The 16034-nt window shown below is 66.5% G+C and carries 14 protein-coding genes; 5 read left to right on the forward strand and 9 right to left on the reverse strand.

What is annotated here, in order from left to right; translation table 11 throughout:
• Positions 1-380 precede the first annotated feature (380 nt).
• On the forward strand, positions 381-746 hold the full coding sequence (locus VPH47_RS09585; RefSeq protein WP_368850627.1) for a hypothetical protein: 366 nt from the start codon (positions 381-383) through the stop codon (positions 744-746).
• A gap of 129 nt (positions 747-875) precedes the next feature.
• Here VPH47_RS09585 and VPH47_RS09590 read toward each other — a convergent pair whose 3' ends face one another.
• On the reverse strand, positions 876-3071 hold the full coding sequence (locus VPH47_RS09590) for a TonB-dependent receptor (RefSeq protein ID WP_368850628.1): 2196 nt from the start codon (positions 3069-3071) through the stop codon (positions 876-878).
• A gap of 239 nt (positions 3072-3310) precedes the next feature.
• On the opposite strand from VPH47_RS09590, the gene VPH47_RS09595 reads away from it, so the two are divergent.
• The 3 genes from VPH47_RS09595 to VPH47_RS09605 all read left to right on the forward strand — a co-directional run bounded on the left by VPH47_RS09595 (position 3311) and on the right by VPH47_RS09605 (position 6426).
• Positions 3311-3904: a TetR/AcrR family transcriptional regulator gene (locus tag VPH47_RS09595; protein WP_368850629.1), complete on the forward strand. Its 594-nt coding sequence runs from the start codon at positions 3311-3313 to the stop codon at positions 3902-3904.
• 45 nt (positions 3905-3949) lie between these two features.
• Complete coding sequence (locus tag VPH47_RS09600; protein WP_368850630.1) at positions 3950-5062, forward strand: crosslink repair DNA glycosylase YcaQ family protein; 1113 nt, start codon at positions 3950-3952, stop codon at positions 5060-5062.
• A 707-nt stretch (positions 5063-5769) separates the two neighbouring features.
• Entirely contained in the window at positions 5770-6426 is a 657-nt protein-coding gene (locus VPH47_RS09605) for a hypothetical protein (RefSeq protein WP_368850631.1), read from the forward strand.
• Between the two features lie 73 nt (positions 6427-6499).
• On the opposite strand, the gene VPH47_RS09610 is transcribed toward VPH47_RS09605, so the two are convergent.
• The 5 genes from VPH47_RS09610 to VPH47_RS09630 all read right to left on the reverse strand — a co-directional run bounded on the left by VPH47_RS09610 (position 6500) and on the right by VPH47_RS09630 (position 11943).
• Positions 6500-6778, reverse strand: coding sequence for a DUF3325 domain-containing protein (locus VPH47_RS09610; protein ID WP_121503367.1), 279 nt, complete (start codon positions 6776-6778; stop codon positions 6500-6502).
• Positions 6775-8385, reverse strand: coding sequence for a PepSY-associated TM helix domain-containing protein (locus VPH47_RS09615; RefSeq protein ID WP_368850632.1), 1611 nt, complete (start codon positions 8383-8385; stop codon positions 6775-6777). Before VPH47_RS09615 ends, VPH47_RS09610 begins: the two co-directional genes overlap by 4 nt.
• Positions 8382-8681 carry a DUF3649 domain-containing protein gene (locus VPH47_RS09620; RefSeq protein WP_032129500.1) on the reverse strand — a complete coding sequence of 100 codons (300 nt, stop codon included), beginning with the start codon at positions 8679-8681 and terminating at the stop codon, positions 8382-8384. The genes VPH47_RS09615 and VPH47_RS09620 overlap by 4 nt, the downstream gene beginning before the upstream one ends.
• 52 nt (positions 8682-8733) lie before the next feature.
• The gene (locus tag VPH47_RS09625) at positions 8734-10911 is read right to left on the reverse strand and encodes a TonB-dependent receptor (protein ID WP_368850633.1); all 2178 of its coding nucleotides are present in this window, start codon (positions 10909-10911) and stop codon (positions 8734-8736) included.
• A gap of 195 nt (positions 10912-11106) precedes the next feature.
• On the reverse strand, positions 11107-11943 hold the full coding sequence (locus VPH47_RS09630; protein WP_368850634.1) for a siderophore-interacting protein: 837 nt from the start codon (positions 11941-11943) through the stop codon (positions 11107-11109).
• A gap of 170 nt (positions 11944-12113) precedes the next feature.
• Between VPH47_RS09630 and VPH47_RS09635 the strand changes: the two genes are divergently transcribed.
• A complete protein-coding gene (locus tag VPH47_RS09635; RefSeq protein ID WP_153855420.1) occupies positions 12114-12722 on the forward strand; it encodes a TetR/AcrR family transcriptional regulator in 609 nt (202 codons plus the stop codon).
• Between the two features lie 393 nt (positions 12723-13115).
• Here VPH47_RS09635 and VPH47_RS09640 read toward each other — a convergent pair whose 3' ends face one another.
• The 3 genes from VPH47_RS09640 to VPH47_RS09650 all read right to left on the reverse strand — a co-directional run bounded on the left by VPH47_RS09640 (position 13116) and on the right by VPH47_RS09650 (position 16028).
• Positions 13116-14042, reverse strand: coding sequence for an ABC transporter six-transmembrane domain-containing protein (locus VPH47_RS09640; protein ID WP_153855419.1), 927 nt, complete (start codon positions 14040-14042; stop codon positions 13116-13118).
• Between the two features lie 189 nt (positions 14043-14231).
• Entirely contained in the window at positions 14232-15308 is a 1077-nt protein-coding gene (locus tag VPH47_RS09645; RefSeq protein ID WP_049421674.1) for an ATP-binding protein, read from the reverse strand.
• 3 nt (positions 15309-15311) lie between these two features.
• A complete protein-coding gene (locus VPH47_RS09650) occupies positions 15312-16028 on the reverse strand; it encodes a response regulator (protein ID WP_121503629.1) in 717 nt (238 codons plus the stop codon).
• Positions 16029-16034: the final 6 nt, after the last annotated feature.

Below are 16034 nucleotides of genomic sequence, written 5' to 3' on the forward strand. Positions count from 1 at the left end.
CATCGGCGTGGTGCAAGTTGTTGAATCTTCGGCTCGATTGTCGATATGCGACAATGCTGCCACTGCGTGAACGTTGCTGTCTTTGCACTTGGGTTGTTGGCGCCTGCCACCCCGTTGTGCTCATGATGGGGTGCCATCGAAAAAGGATGGCCGGGGCCTGGAAACCCCGTTGGTCGCGTGTAGTTTGCGCTCGCCAGCCGGCGTCGCCTTGTGCGGCGTCGGCTGGCATTCCGTTCGAGCTTTATGGCGGGCGGTGCGTGGAGGTGGGTGAAAACCCACCTGCCGGTTAGTGCTTACGCGACCACCGGATTTCCAGCCACGTACCGTCCGCCGCCATTGTTAAGCGCGGCGGTCTCGTATGCCTTGCACGGAGACCTGTCATGAACGCATCGGATATTCCCCCTCTGCGCGCCCAGTACGCCTCGGCCAATGCCGAAGAGGCCGAGGCCGCAAAGCCTGATCCGAACAACCTGATCAACCTGCTACACCAGATTGGCCGCGGCGCCGCAGCCGACGGCCAGCCCTGGCCCGAGCGCCATCAACTGCCTGGCCGCTGCCTGGCGCTGGCCGATACCGATGGCGCGTTGGCGGGCCTGCGCATCGTGAACGAGATCCTGTTGGCTGCCGAGCGCGCCCGGCAGAACGGCGGCCCGGAGCACTACGTGGGCGACCGGGTGATGGAGGGGTTGAAGCTGGCCGCATTGGCGTTGACCAATCAGGCGGTTTATCGCCTGCACCCGGAATAGAACTACGCCACGCCCAGCGGCATTCGGGTTCTCTGTAGAGTCGAGCCATGCTCGACTCATCGGGGAAATCGGAGTCGAGCATGGCTCGACTCTACAGGTGAGGCGTGTCGGGCACGGAGGCCGCCCGGATCAGAAATCCATCGTTGCCGACACCAGCACCGTCCTCGGCGCCCCCAGCGCCAGGCTGGAGAGCAACGGCATGCCCCAATACGCCTTGTTGGTCACGTTGTTCACGCTGGCGCGCAGCGCAAGCGGCCGCCCGGCCATCGTGGTGTTGTAGCGCGCACCCACATCGAACAACGTACGCCCCGGCACCGACAGGCGGTTATCAGCACTGATGTACTGCTTCGACATCGCGGTGGCATTGCCGGTCAGGGTCAAGCCCTCCAGCGCAGGCACATCCCATTCCACGCCCAGCTTCGCCTGCCGCTGCGCAACGGCGGTAGCAATGCGGCCTTCATTCACACCACCCGCCGTACGGGTCAGCTTCGGCTGCACGTAGGCCACGCCACCCAGCAGGCGTACGCCGTCCAGCGGTGAGCCGAAGAAGCCCCATTCGACGCCACGGTTACGCTGTTCGCCACCGAACGAGAAGATATTCGTGACCGGGTCGGTGTAGCTGCTCGGGCGCTTGATCTCGTACACGCTGAAGGTGTGCGCGAAGCTGCCCAGGTCCAGCTTCAGGCCCAGCTCCTTCTGTTTGGTGCGGAAAGGTGCGAACACATCACCGGCATTGGCAGCAGTCATCGGCGCGGTGGCGCCCTGGCTGAGGCCTTCGATGTAGTTGGTGTAGACCGAGATCGAGTCGGTGGCCTTCACCAGCAGGGCTGCGGCTGGGGTGGTGGCGCTCTCGTCATAGCGCGAGGTGCGCGCACCGGTGGCGACATTGAAGGTCTCGCTGACCACCTGCTGGCGGCGTACGCCTACGGTCAGCTGCACGCGGTCATCGGCGAAGGAGAGGGTATCGGCGAAGCCGATGCTGTCCAGCCGCAGCTCGGTGTGCGAGATATGCGGCGCGATGAAGGGCGCAGCCGGGCCCCACGCCGGGTTGTACAGGTTGGTGGTCCAGTCCCAGCCCGGCACGCTGCGGCGGCCGTAGTCGTTCTGGGTGTGCTGGTAGTGGGTCACGTTGGCGGCCCACTGGTGGCCGACGCGGCCGGTACGGAAGCTGCCGCGTAGCCCGGCGTCACCTGATTGCTTCTTGATGTCGAACGCCAGCTGGCCCATCACCGTGGTGAAGTCACCGGCCGGGTTGAGGATCTGCGCGCTGATCGAACCGTTGTAGCGGTAGTCGGTCTTGCTGGTGCCGTAGGCCAGGTAGGCCATCAGGTGTTCGTTGATGTCCAGCTCGCCGCGCAGCATCGCGCCCTTGTCCTGGCTGTCCACATAGGCCCAGTCCGGGTTGATCAGCGTGTCGCCGCGCGGTGGCCGCGGAATCGCCACGCCCGGTGCCAGGCCGACGCCACGGGCCGGGCCATCGACGCGGTCGTCGGCGCTGTACAGATCGGCGGAGAGGCGGGCGCGTTCGCCGCGCCAGTCCAGCGCCAATGAACCCAGCTGCACCTTCTTGCTCTGCTTGCCGACAGCACCGTCGCCATCACGGTAAGCACCGTTGAAGCGGATGCCGAACTGCTTGTCGGCGCCCAGACGGCGGCCCACATCGACGTGGGTGCCGAATTGCGCGTCGGAAGCGAAGTTGGCGCTGATCCGCAGCAACGGCTGCTCACCGGCACGCTTGGGCACCAGGTTGACGCTGCCACCAACCGAGCCGCCCGGTGGCATGCCGTTGAGCAGGGCGGACGGGCCCTTCAGCACCTCGATGCGCTCGAACATCTCCGGCGAGGTGCGGTAGTAGGGCGCCATGCCGCTGAGGCCGTTGAAGGTGGTATCGCTGGTGCTGGAGGCGAAGCCGCGGATGGCGTAGTTCTCGCTCCAGGCGCCGGTCACGCCGTTGCTGAACACCGTCGGGTCGGTGGCGGCGATGACGTCAGTGAGGTCCTTGGCCTGGCGGTCGCGGATGAAGGCTTCGGTGTAGCTGACCGTACTGAACGGCGTGTCCATGAAGTCCTTGTCGCCGAGCAGGCCAACCCGGCTACCGGAAGCCACCTGGCCGCCGGCATAGTCGCCGGTCACCCGGCGCTGTTCCTGCACCTGCACCGAGGGCAGGGTGGACGGCGCGGAGTCGGCCAGCGCAGCAAACGAGGCCAGCAGCCCCAGTGCCAGGGCCGAAACCCGGTAGCGCCGGGCCATCGGCGGATGCATCTGCACGCGGGTCGCGGCGGCCGCTGCGGGCTGCAGCGGAGAGGAAAGGTGGTACACGGTCATGCCAGGTTCCTGTGAATCGCAGGTGCGAACGCGCCTGGCGCGCTGCTGACGGCAAGCACGGGGGAGGGCGCAGCGCAGGGTTGTCGGCTGGGTGGGGACCTGGCGGGAAGTGAGCCATGGGCTCGATCGCGGACGGCGGCGGGGTTGCGAACCACACGCATTCCGAATTAGTTGAGTAAATTAAACTAAACCATATGAAGCGGACAAGAGGGTCCCTTTGCTGGCACCCTCGCTACGGTATGAACATGCACCCTGAGATCCCGGCGTCGGCCCGCGGCCGTCCGCCCACCATCACCCCCGATCGTCTGGCCGACATCGGCATCAAGCTGGGCCTGCCGAACCTGACCATGGCCAACGTGGCCGCCGAACTGGCAGTGACCCAGGCCGCGCTCTACAAGCGCGTGGCCAACCTGGAGGCCTTGAAGCGGCTGGTGGCCGATACGGTGTTCCAGCGCTGGCAGATTCCGCGCGCCTCGGCCGATGCGCCGGGTGGGCTGCAGGCGTACCTGCTGGGGTTCGTCGATTCGCTGTGCGGGGTGGTGAAAGCGCACCCCGGGCTACCGCCGTACCTGTTGCGCCGTTCGGTGGCGACCGCGCCGATGCTGGACAAGATCGCCTCGCACCAGGCGCATGTGGCCGAGGTGTTCGGCCTGCCGCTGGACAAGGCACGCTGGCTGCTGGCCACGATTGCGTTCTACTGCATTGCCGGTGCCGACACGGTCTATGGGATTGCAGACGATGAAGAGGGCCAGGTGATCACCGAGTTCAAGCAGGGCATGCGTGCGCTGGTGATCGGATCGTTGGAGGTGTTGAACGAGGATGGCAACTTGTAGAGTCGAGCCATGCTCGACTGCTCTTTCGGATGAATGCAGTCGAGCATGGCTCGACTCTACAATGCGGCCATGCCTGCCACGCCCACCCTCGATGATCTGCGCCGCCATGCGGTGGCGCGTACGCTGTTCAAACCGACTACGCTGCTGACCGCGATCCGGCGCCTGGGCTTCGTGCAGGCCGACCCGATCCGCGCACCGGCACGCGCACAGGACCTGACCCTGCGCCACCGGGTGAAGGACTACCGCGCCGGTGATCTGGAGCGGCGCTATACGCGCCTGCCGGTGGAAGAAGATTGCCTGGTGAACTACGGCTTCCTGCCGCGCGAGCATCTGGCGTTGATGCATCCGCGTGTGTCCAAGCGCGCATGGGATGCCGAGACCCGGCGCCGCGCGGAAGATGTGCTGGCCTTCGTGCGCGAACGTGGCAGCGTGCATCCGCGCGAGGTCGACCAGGCGTTCGCGCATGGCCGGGTGACCAACTACTGGGGCGGCACCAGCAATGCCAGCACCCACCTGTTGGACGGCATGCACTATCGCGGCCTGCTGCGCGTACAGCGGCGCGACAGCGGCACCCGCATCTACGCGGTGGCCGACCACGCGGAAGCCGATGCCAGCGAGCAGGCGCAGATCGAACGCGCCGCCGCCCTGATCGACCTGGTGGTGCGCAAGTACGCGCCGCTGCCATCGGCCAGCCTGACCTACCTGGTGCGCCTGCTGGGCTACGGCGCACCGCATCTGGCCGATCAGACCCGGCAGGCATTGAAGCTGGCCAAGCAGCAGCTGGCCAGCTGTACGCTGGACGGCACCACCTGGTACTGGCCGGCGGATGAGAACCCGCGCTCGCGCCGGCATGCGCCGGACGAACAGGTGCGGCTGCTGGCCCCGTTCGACCCGGTGGTCTGGGACCGACGCCGCTTCGAGCTGCTGTGGGGCTGGGTCTACAAGTTCGAGGCCTACACGCCTGCGCCGAAGCGGCAATACGGCTACTACGCGCTGCCGGTGCTGTGGCACGACCAGGTGGTGGGCTGGGCCAATCTCAGTGTGCGCGACGGTGAGTTGGCATCCAGCGTGGGCTACGCCGGCAAGTCACTGGCCCGCGACAAGGTATTTCGTGGCGCGCTTGAAGACGAACTGCAGCGCATGGCGGAGTTCCTGTAGCGCCGAACGGCGCATGGATACCTATCGCTCCCGGTAGCCGCCAACCTTGGTTGGCGTTGCTTTCACCAATGCCCACCAAGGTGGGCAGCTACCAAAGCAACGCCGCTCAGGCCCGGTAGCCGCCAACCTTGGTTGGCGCTGGTTTCCATCGGTGCCCACCAAGGTGGGCATCTACCAAAGCAACAGCGCTCAGGCCCGGTAGCCGCCAACCTTGGTTGGCGCTGGCTTCCATCGTTGCCCACCAAGGTGGGCAGCTACCAAAGCAACACCGCTCAGGTCCGGTAGCCGCCAACCTTGGTTGGCGTCGCTTTCACCAATGCCCACCAAGGTGGGCAGCTACCAAAGCAACAGCGCTCAGGTCCGGTAGCCGCCAACCTTGGTTGGCGCTGGCTTCCATCGTTGCCCACCAAGGTGGGCATCTACCAAAGCAACGCCGCTCAGGCCCGGTAGCCGCCAACCTTGGTTGGCGCTGGCTTCCACCGGTGCACACCAAGGTGGGCATCTACCAAAGCAACAGCGCTCAGGCCCGGTAGTCGCCAACCTTGGTTGGCGCTGGCTTCCATCGTTGCCCACCAAGGTGGGCATCTACCAGAGCTGAAGCCGCCGATGGTTTGCCGCCATGTTGATCATCACGCACGGGCATTCACGCTCCCGCCAACGCGTTCGTACGCCCGCACCGTGCTAGCGTCCATGGATTGGAGGTCACGATGACGATCAAGGCATTCTGGGACGATCCCTATCGGCTGCGCCATGAGGCGCGGGTCAGTGCTGTCTCGGGTGATGAGATCTGGCTGGATGAAACCATTTTCTTCGCGTTCTCCGGTGGCCAGGAGAGCGACGCTGGGTCCATTGGGGGCCATCCGGTGCTGGAGGCCCGCAAGGACGGCCTGGATATTGCCTATCGATTGCCCGAAGGGCACGACCTGGCTGCAGGCGATGCGGTTGCGGTCGAGATTGATGGCCTGCGCCGCTATGGCCTGATGCGCCACCATTTCGCGGCAGAGATGATCCTGCAGCTGGTGTATGCGTTGGAGCCGGGCATCGACAAGGTCGGCGCGCATATCGGCCCGGCCAAGGCCCGCATCGATTTCGCACGGAATGGCAGCATTTCGGCGTTGTTTGACGCGTTGCAGGCCCGGTCCGCAGCCCTGGTTGCGGCCGACATGCCAATCATCACTGCCTTCTCCGATGAGACCAACCACCGTCGCTACTGGCAGGTGGAGGGGTTCGCGCAGATGGGTTGTGGCGGTACCCATCCACGCCGTACCGGAGAGATCGGCACGCTCTCGCTGAAGCGGAAGAACCAGGGCAAGGGCGTGGAGCGCATCGAGATCACGCTGGACGCCCGGCCGTTCCCGGCATAGCGCGATACGTTTCCCGGGTAGCCGCCAACCTTGGTTGGCGCCGTGGTGTATGGGTGCCCACCAAGGTGGGCATCTACCGATTCCACCGCCCATGCACCACCATCGCCAACACCACCACGCCCGCGGCAACGCTGGTGTGACCGGACAGCGCAGCCAGACCGAAACCCACGCCCAACCCGCGCATGGCAAACACGGTACTGAACACCAGCAGTGCCCAGCCAATCGCGCGCAGCTGCTGGGTTGCCTGCGCGCTCAGCACACGACGCAATACGTCCCGCTGATGACGCTCCATCGCCAGTGCCAGGCAGGCGAACGCGGCCAGCGACAACACGAACAGAATGACGTGGATCATGCGCTGGCCTCCGGTGCCGCAGTGCGTGACGCGGCAGACGGCCGTGCACGCTTCACCTTCGGCGCATGCCGCCAGGTGCGCCAGGCCAGCAGCGTGTGCAGGGCGGCCAATGCCAGTAGGGTCAGGTCGGTGCCAGCGAATGCCCAGTCGCCCGCGGCCAGCGTGCGCCACAGCGGATGCAGCGTGGTCACCGCAGTCAGCACCGGCAGCAGCGCCAGCAGCAACGCCGCCAGCAGGAACTGTTCGATCCATGCGCGCTTGGGTGTGCGCAGCGTGGCGTGCACGAACATGGCCGCCCAGGCCAGGAAGAACGCATGCACCTCCCACGCCGCGCGCCCGTCCATGGTGACGGGCAGCAGGCGGTTCGCCCACAGGTAGGCCGCCATCGCCACCGACAGGCCGGCGACGGTGGCGATGTTGAGACGCTCGACCAGGCGGAAGCCGAAGTAGGGGCGCTGCGGATCAGGCAGCTGCGCACGGCGCTTGACCGTCCACAGCACCAGCCCGGTGCCGACCATGGCCGTGCCGGCCAGGCTGACGATGAAGTACAGCCAGCGTAGGGCGGCATCGGCGAAGCGGCCAAGGTGCAGGCCATACAGCACGCCCTGGGTATCGGCGGCAACGCCCGAGTGTTCCTTGATCTGCAGCAGCTGCCCACCGCTGCCGTCGAACAGCAGATAGTTCGGGGTGGTCGAAACACGGCTGGACTGCGCACGCACCACGGCCACGCGTGCGTTCTCGTCGCCGGGATTCTGCACCTGCACGCTGCCCACCGCGCCGGCTCCCCAGCGCTGCTCGGCCTGCTGCACCAGTGCACCGACGTTGGTGAGCGGAGCAGGGTGGCCGGCGGCCTTCTGCGGTAGCAGGAACAGACGCATCTCGCTGACGACCTCGGCCTGCTGGCGCTTGTCCGGCAGCTTGGCCAGGCCCCACGGCATGTACAGTACCGCCAGCATCACCAGGCCGCTCCAGGTGATCATGAAGTGGAACGGCAGGCCGAGTACCGACAGCGCCGCGTGTCCATCCAGCCAAGAGCGCTGGCCCTTGCCCCAGCGGAAAGTGAAGAAGTCGGCGAAGATCTTCTTGTGGGTGATTACGCCGCTGACGATGGCGACCAGCATGAACATCGCACACAGGCCGACGATCCAGCGGCCCCACATCGCCGGCATGTAGTGCAGGTTGAAGTGGAAGGCATAGAAGAAGTCGCCGCCGCCGGTGTCACGTGCCTGCAGCGGTGCACCGGTGCTGGCGTCGAACAGGCCCGAGTCGAAGCCATGCCGGCCACGCCCGCCCGGGCTGGCCCACATCGCCGACACCCACGGCATGCGCGTGCTCGGCAGGCTGAGGTTGATCTGGCTGGCCGCAGGCGTGTCGGCCATGATCGCCGTGACGGTACGCTGCGCAACCACAGCGGCGTCCGGCAACACGGACGGTGTGGCGATTTCCGGGCGGGTGTAGCGCGAGAGCTCGTCGCGGAAGTAGCTGGCGGTGCCGGTGAGGAACATCGCGTACAGGATCCATCCGGCCAGCAGCCCCACCCAGATATGCAGGTCGGACATGGTCTGGCGGATGCCGCGTGGCTTCGGAGTGCGATCGACCGTGCTCATGCAGCGCCTCCGTTGCCGACCGTCTGTGCGATCAACCACAAGGGCAACGCGACGAGGAGCAGGCCCAGCCACGCGCGCCACGCCGAGCGCACCGCGAACACCCAGACCACGGCGCCGGCGTACAGCAGGAAGCTGGCCAGCATGCCAGTGAACACGGCCTGGCGACCATCGATGGGCAGCGCCAGTGCCGCGATGCTGCACAGTGCGGCCAGCACATAGCCGCCGAACAACGCGGCGATGATGCGTGAGACCAGGGGCAGCCAGGTCAGCACGGAGGCGGTACGGGAAACGGTCAAAGCACTTCTCCAGGGCACCACGCGCAATGGCGGGGTGCCCTTGAAACGAGGATCAGAAATCGACGGTGGCCGACAGCAGGGCGGTGCGTGGCGTACCCAGCCCCGAGCCGAGGCTGCCCGCCCAATACGCCTTGTTGGTCACGTTCTGCACGGTGGCACGCAGTACCAGCGGATGGCCAGCCGCTTGCGTCGCATAGCGGGCACCGAGATCGAACACGGTGCGGCCCGCCACCCACTGGCTGTTGTCAGCAGTGATATAGCCCTTGGACATACTGACCGCATTGCTGGTGAGGGTGAGACCGGCCACGGCCGGCACGTCCCATTCCACGCCCAGCTTGCCCTGCCACTGCGGTGTGACCGTCGCCAGCCGGCCTTCGTTGATACCGCCCTGGGTACGGGTCAGCTTCGGCTGCAGCCAGCCGATGCCACCGAGCACGCGCAGCTGTTCGGTGGCCTGGCCGAACACGGTCCATTCCACGCCCCGGTTGCGTTGCTGGCCTCCGAACGAGAAGACATTCGTGGTCGGGTCGGTATAGGAGCTGGGCTTTTCGATCTCGTACACGCTCAATGCGCTGGCCAAGCGGCCGAAGTCGAGCTTGGCACCGACCTCGCGCTGGCGGGTCTTGAACGGCGGGAACACGTCGCCCGCGTTGGCGGCGGTTGCCGGGGCGGTGCTGCCCTGGCTCAGGCCTTCGATGTAATTGGCATACAGTGACAGGCGGTCGCTGGCCTTGAACAGCAGTGCACCGGCCGGGGTGTTGGCGCTGGCGTCGTAGCGTGCGGTGCGTTTTCCGGTGTTGCCGTCGAAGGTATCGCTCAGCACGGTCTGGTGGCGGATGCCCACGGTCAGCTGCACACGATCATCGATGAAGGACAGCGTATCGGCGATGCCGAAGCTGGTGGTGCGCACTTCCGCGGTCTTCGGCAGCGACGCATCACTGAAGCTGCGGTCGATGGCAGGGCCCCACTGCGGGTTGTAGATATTGGTTACCCAATCGCGGGCCAGCAGGTTGCGCTTGAAGCCGAACGTCTGGTCGTGGTGGTACCAGGCTGCACTGATGGCCAGCGCGTGATCGACCGCGCCGGTGCGGAAACGCGCCGACAATCCGGCTTCGGCGGTGTCCTTGCTGTAGATGAAGCGCTGGTGGGCGAAGTTGTTGCGGAAGTCGCCGGCGGTGTTGGTGATCAGCGTGGTGGCACTGGCGATGGAGTCGAAATCGGTATGGCCGTGGCCGTAGCTGGCATGCGCCTGCAGGTGGTCATTGATGTCGAACGACCAGCGCAGCGCGGCGGCCGAGTCCTTGACGGTGCTGAAGGTCCAGTCCGGTGCGAACAGGGTGTTGGCTTTCGGCGGGCGGGGCACGGCCAGGCCGGGCGCCAGCGAGACGCCACGGTTGAGGCCATCCACATGGTCGCGGCTGCTGAACAGGTCCAGCGACACCTGCGAGCGCTCACCACGCCAGTCCAGGCCGAGCGATGCGAGCTGCGTCTTGTGCTGCTGGTGGTCGGTGGCGGTGTCGCCGTCGCGGTGCACGGCATTGAGGCGCACGCCGAACTGCTTGTGCGCGCCGAAGCGGCGGCCGACATCCAGATGACCGCCCCACTGCGCGTCGCTGCCGTAGCTGGCGGTGAAGCGGGTCAGCGGCGTGTCGCCTGCACGCTTGGGTACCACGTTCACCGCACCGCCCACCGAGCCACCGGGCGGCATGCCGTTGAGCAGCGCGGACGGGCCCTTCAGCACTTCGATGCTCTCGGCCAGTTCCGGGGTGACGCGGTAGTAGGGGATCAGCCCGTACAGGCCACCAAAGCCGATATCCGACGAGGCGACACCGAAACCGCGGATGTTGAAGTAGTCGGTGATGCCACCGCTGGAGCCACTGCTGTAGACGCTGGGGTCGGTCAGTGCGATGACCCGCACCAGGTCCGGCGCCTGGATGTTGTCGATGAAGTCGGCGGTGTAGCGGGTGGTGTTGAACGGCGTGTCCATGAAGTCGAGCTCGCCGAGCAGGCCGACGCCGCTGCCGCGCGTGACCTGGCCACCCGCATAGGCATCGGTGGGTGCGGTCTTGTCGGCGCGCACGTTCACCGTGGGCAACTGGCGGGCGCCATCGGGTGCATCGTTGGCGTGCGCGGCGATGGCGATCAACAGGGTGGGCAGCAACGCTGCACGGGCGGCCAGGGACAGCGCCGAGCGGCGTGGGAGGGGCAGGGTTCGCAGGGGGAGGGACATGGCGGTTCTCGTGTGGTGGGTCGTGCGATCGGCCAGCACGGCGCCGTCTGTGACCTGCAGGGGCAGGACGACGCGGGCTGTGGAATGGCTGGCAGAGGGCACGGCGCTGCCGCTGTGGCAGTGCTGCACGCGAGGTGCGTGGGCGATCTGTGGCTGGGTGGAACGAAGCGCAGGGCGCGGATGCTGCGGGGTGGATCAGATATCGTCGGCGAGGTCGTCGAGGTCCTGCAGGCCACCGCCGCGTGCCAGCACGCGCTCGTAGTTGCGGCGGCGACGCTGGTCGGTCTCGGTGGCGGTCTCGCCACGTTTCCAGTAGCCGGCCGCGGCAACGTCGCTGCGTGGCAGGCCGACCGTTTCGATGAAGTGGCGGCGCAGGGCACGCATTTCCTCGCGCTCGCCGGCCGCCCAGACCGTGCTGCCGGGCTCCGGCCGCAGTTGGCGCGCCTGCTGCAGCAACGGCGCGTCACCGGTGGCGAGGCGGTGCACGCGGATTCCTTCAATGGCGGGCAGTTCGTCTACCGGAAAAGCATCATCCGAAGCGATCCAGGCCTGCGCATGCAGTCCGGTGGGCCACTGCTGCAGCAGGGCAAACAGGGCAGGAATGGCGCTTTGGTCGGCGAACAGCAGGGCGCAGGTGTCTTCGCGCTGCGGTACCTGCAGATGGGGGCGCGGTCCGCTCAGATCGAAGGCATCACCGGGGCGCAGCGCACGTACCCAGGCCAGCATCGGCCCCGGCGCCTCGTGCAGCACCACGTCCAGCGTGAAGCGGCGCGTCTGCGTATCCACGCTGCGCACGGTGTAGATCCGTGACACATCGCCGAACGTGGCGCCAAGCTGGATGCGCACGGCGGTGTTGGCACGCTGCCAGGGCACGAGTTCTGCACGCTCGGGCAGCTGGACCACGAGGCGCAGCAGGCTGGCGCACGGCTGTGCAACCGCGACCACCTGGACCTGCAGCGCCTGCAGGCCGCGATCATGGTCGGCGCCGCGCAGCGGCCCGGCCGGGGTGATTGAAGTGGGGGACGCGGACATCGACAACGATCCTGGACACTGCAAATGCGAATTAGTTACATCATAGTAAACTAAATTGATCGCGCCGCAACCGGGGCCTGTCCACGGACTGCAGCGACGCGTTGACCACGGCGTCGCTGCGGACCACCATGACAGCCCTTGCCCGCGCACCGCGCAGGAACCGTTACCGCATGGCTGCACCGAAAAAGACCGCTGCCCGTGGGCGGCCGCCCAGCATCACCCGCGAGCGCATCGCCGACGCCGGTATTGCCATGACGCTGCCGGGGCTGAGCTTCGTGGGCGTAGCGGCGGCGCTGGGGGTCAGCCACATCGCGCTGTACAAGCATGTGGCGAATCTGGCGGCACTGCGCGAGCTGGTGGCCGAGGCGATCTTCGAGCGTTGGCAGGCACCGCCGCTGGATGCCGCTGGCCGGCGCAGCATCGAGGAGGATCTGCGTGCGTTCCAACGTTCACTGCGGACGCTGGTGGACGGGAATCCGGGCCTGGCGCCGTTCCTGGTCAGCCACGGCGCGAAGACACCGGAGATGCTGGCGCGCATCCAGCGCCACCATGCCGAATTCAGCCGCGTGCATGGCCTGCCGCTGGAGCAGGCGGCGTGGCTGTTGTCCACCGTGGCCTATCACGCCGTGGCGTTGGCCGACACCGTGTACTCGCGGCATGCGGTGGTGGATACCACGCGACGTCCGTTGGATCGGAAGGCGCAGGAAGCCGAGTTCGACCGCAGCATGGAAGCGTTGATCATCGGTGCGTTGGCGATGTGCGGGCGCACGGCAACGTAGTCGCCAACCTTGGTTGGCGCCGCGATACATCGTTGCCCACCAAGGTGGGCATCTACCGGTCACGCGGCATCCTTGTACTCCGCATCTTCCATGCCAGGGCTGACGCGGCGGCCGATGTCCTTCCGCGAGGTAACCGCCAACCTTGGTTGGCACCGTTGCCCCGGTAGTCGCCAACCTTGGTTGGCGCCGCGATACATCGTTGCCCACCAAGGTGGGCATCTACCGGTCACGCGGCGTCCTTGTGCTCCGCATCTTCCATGCCCGGGCTGACGCGGCGGCCGATGTCCCTCCGCGAGGTAACCGCCAATCCTGGTTGGCACTGTTGCCCCGGTAGTCGCCAACCTTGGTTGGCGCCGTGATGCGTCGGTGTCCACCAAGGTGGGCATCTACCGGTCACGCGGCGTCCTTGTGCTCCGTGTCATCCATGCCGGGGCTGACGCGGCGGCCGATGTCCTTCAACCGCGCCAGCTGATCCACCATCGACGGTGCATCATCCAGGCTGCCGACGAACGTCCACAGGTAGGTCATCACCGCGTACACATGGCCCGGGGTAACTCCGTCGGTGGTGGCGAGACGGCCGATGGTCAGAGCGAACAACACCGCTGCCGCTGCGCCAACGACCACGAAGGCACCGGCTTCGCGATCGGAGAGCAGGATGCGCAGCCGCGACAGCGTGGTGTAGTGGCGACGCAGCACCGAGGGACTTACCCGGTCGACCAGGCGGATCTCATGTTCCAGCCGGTTGTTCAGGCGTCCATGCAGCTGTTCGTTGCGGCGTGCGAACGATGGCAGCAGCAACAATGCACCCAGCAGTGCGACCAGGCTTGCAGCGCCCACCAGCGGTTCGATCGCCAGCAGCATCGCCGCCGCACCGAACATCGATACCAGCGCAGTGGCGATGATCGGCACGTGCTTCTCGAAGAAGTCGACGAACTCACGGGCCAGTACAACGCGCGCGGCCGAGGTGGAGGTGGCCTGGCCCAGCCTGCGCTGCGCCTGCACCACGTTCACCGCCAGGTCGGCATAGATGCGGGTGAAGGTGCGGGTATCGACCGCACGGCGGGCGGCGCCGACCAGCCAGAACAGCAGCACCACGCCGGCGTAGGAGATGGCGTGGCCGATGTTGCCGCGGATGATCGCGTCCACCGCGAAGCCGGCAAACAGCGGATAGGCCAGCAGCAGCGCATTTTCCAGCGCCACCAGCGAAAAGGTGCCGGTGAGCTGCCAGGGGTAGGTGCGCAGGATGGCCTTGAGGGTGGCGGCCGCGTTCTGCTGGCCGATGCTGCCGGCGGCGGCTGCCGGATCGTGCGGATGTTTCATGGGGGTGCCTGGGCGAGGTGGAGACAGGGCAGGGGGCTGGATACCTGCCGCCTCCCTGGTCACGCCCAGTATCAGCGGCCCTTTGGAGCGGGTATGGAGGGACGATGGAGATTGCGTGGAGGAACCGGCGCCGTTCAGCGATGCGAATGCCCACCAAGGTGGGCCGCTACCAGGGCAGTGTCTACCGCCTCAACGGCGCGCATGCACCGGCCAACGGATCTCGAACGAACTGCCGCCACGTTCGGTGGCCCGGCATAGCGCCGTTCCGTGATGGGCCACGGCAATCGCACGCACCACCGCCAGGCCCAGCCCGGAGCCACCGCTCTGCCGCGAACGCGAGACGTCGGTGCGCTGGAACGCTTCGAAAATGCTGTCACGCAGTTCGTCCGGCACACCGGGGCCGCCATCCTCCACCGCCACCGTGCAATGACCCTGCGCCAGCGTGACGCGCACCCGCAGCGGGCAGGGAATGGCATGGCGACGCGCGTTCTCCAGCAGCGCCAGCACCGCCTGGCGGATGCGCGCCGGATCGCAATCCGCCAGCGACGGCCGCGCGTCCAGCGTTACCGAGAACCCGCTTTCGTTCAGTGCCTCGGACATGGCTTCCACCACCGCGGCCACCTGCACGCTGACATCGCTGCGCTGCAGGCGCAGATCCAGGTGGCCACTCTCGGCCAGGCTGACCACGCGCAGGTCCTCGATGATGCGGGTCAGGCCTTCCAACTGGGTGAGCATGCTGTTGAACTGCTCCGGGCCCGGCTCGAACACGCCTTCGGCGATGCCCTGCAGGCGGCCGCGCAGGATGGTCATCGGCGTGCGCAGTTCATGCGCGATCGCGGCGTTCCAGAACACCCGGTTCTCCGACATCCGGCTCAGCCGCTCTGCCATGGAGTTGAAATCGCTGACCAGCGTGGCCGCTTCGGCCATCGTGGTATCACCACCGCGTGCACGCGCTTCCAGATCGCCACTGGCGACCCGGCGCAGGCTTTCGGCCACCGAATTCAACGGCGTGATGATGCGCCGGGTCAGGCGCGAGGCGACCAGTGTGGCGAAGATGACGACCACGGTAGCGGTCAATCCGATCCACAGCCATTCCAGCCCGGACGGCATGATCGTTTCCGGCTCGTCATACCAGCGCGGGTAGAACACCTCCATCAGGTAATAGAACAGGTAGAAGCCGCTGATCGACAGCACTGTCGAACACAGCGAGGCCACCGTGATGGACAGCGTGATCTGGCGTCCGATGCTCTTGCCTTTGGGATTCATCATTCAGTCCAGGAAGCGGTAGCCGACGCCGCGGATGGTGGCGGGAATGCCGATCACGCCGACATCCTCCAGCTTGCGCCGCAGTTTGCTGACATGGCTGTCGACGGTGCGTTCCTGCGCGTCGCCCTCGGGCAGGCAGGCATGCAGGAGATCGGCCCGCGCATGCACCTGCCGTGGCGCACGCGCCATGTGCACCAGCAGCCGGAACTCGGTGAGGGTGAAGTTCAGTTCGTGCACCTGCTCGCCATGGCGCACGGTCACCTCGTGGCTGCGCAGGTCGATCTCGAAGGGCCCTTGGCGGATCAGTCCGTTGGGCGCTTCGACTACGGTCCGGGAACTCCGGCGCAGCACGGCCTGGATGCGGGCGACGATCTCGGCCGGATTGAATGGCTTGGCCACGTAGTCGTCGGCGCCCACGCGCAGCCCGGTCAGCTTGTCCACGTCCTGGTCGAGCGCGGTGAGCATGATGACCGGGGTGTTGCCGATCCGTCGCAGTTCGCTCAGCACCTGCCAGCCATCCAGTTTTGGCATCTGCACATCCAGCAGCACCAGGTCCGGGCGCAGTTGGCGATGGCTGGCGAGTGCCGCCTCACCGTCGGCGGCGCGGGCGCTGCGCAGGCCGGAACGGGCCAGGTAAGCACTGAGGATGTCGGCGATTTCGCCCTCATCTTCGGCAATCAGCACCAAGGGTGCCTGTCGGGTACGGAGATCGTGTTTCATCGCGTG

This window comes from Stenotrophomonas sp. WED208 (genome assembly GCF_040984485.1).
Taxonomy (GTDB): domain Bacteria; phylum Pseudomonadota; class Gammaproteobacteria; order Xanthomonadales; family Xanthomonadaceae; genus Stenotrophomonas; species Stenotrophomonas riyadhensis.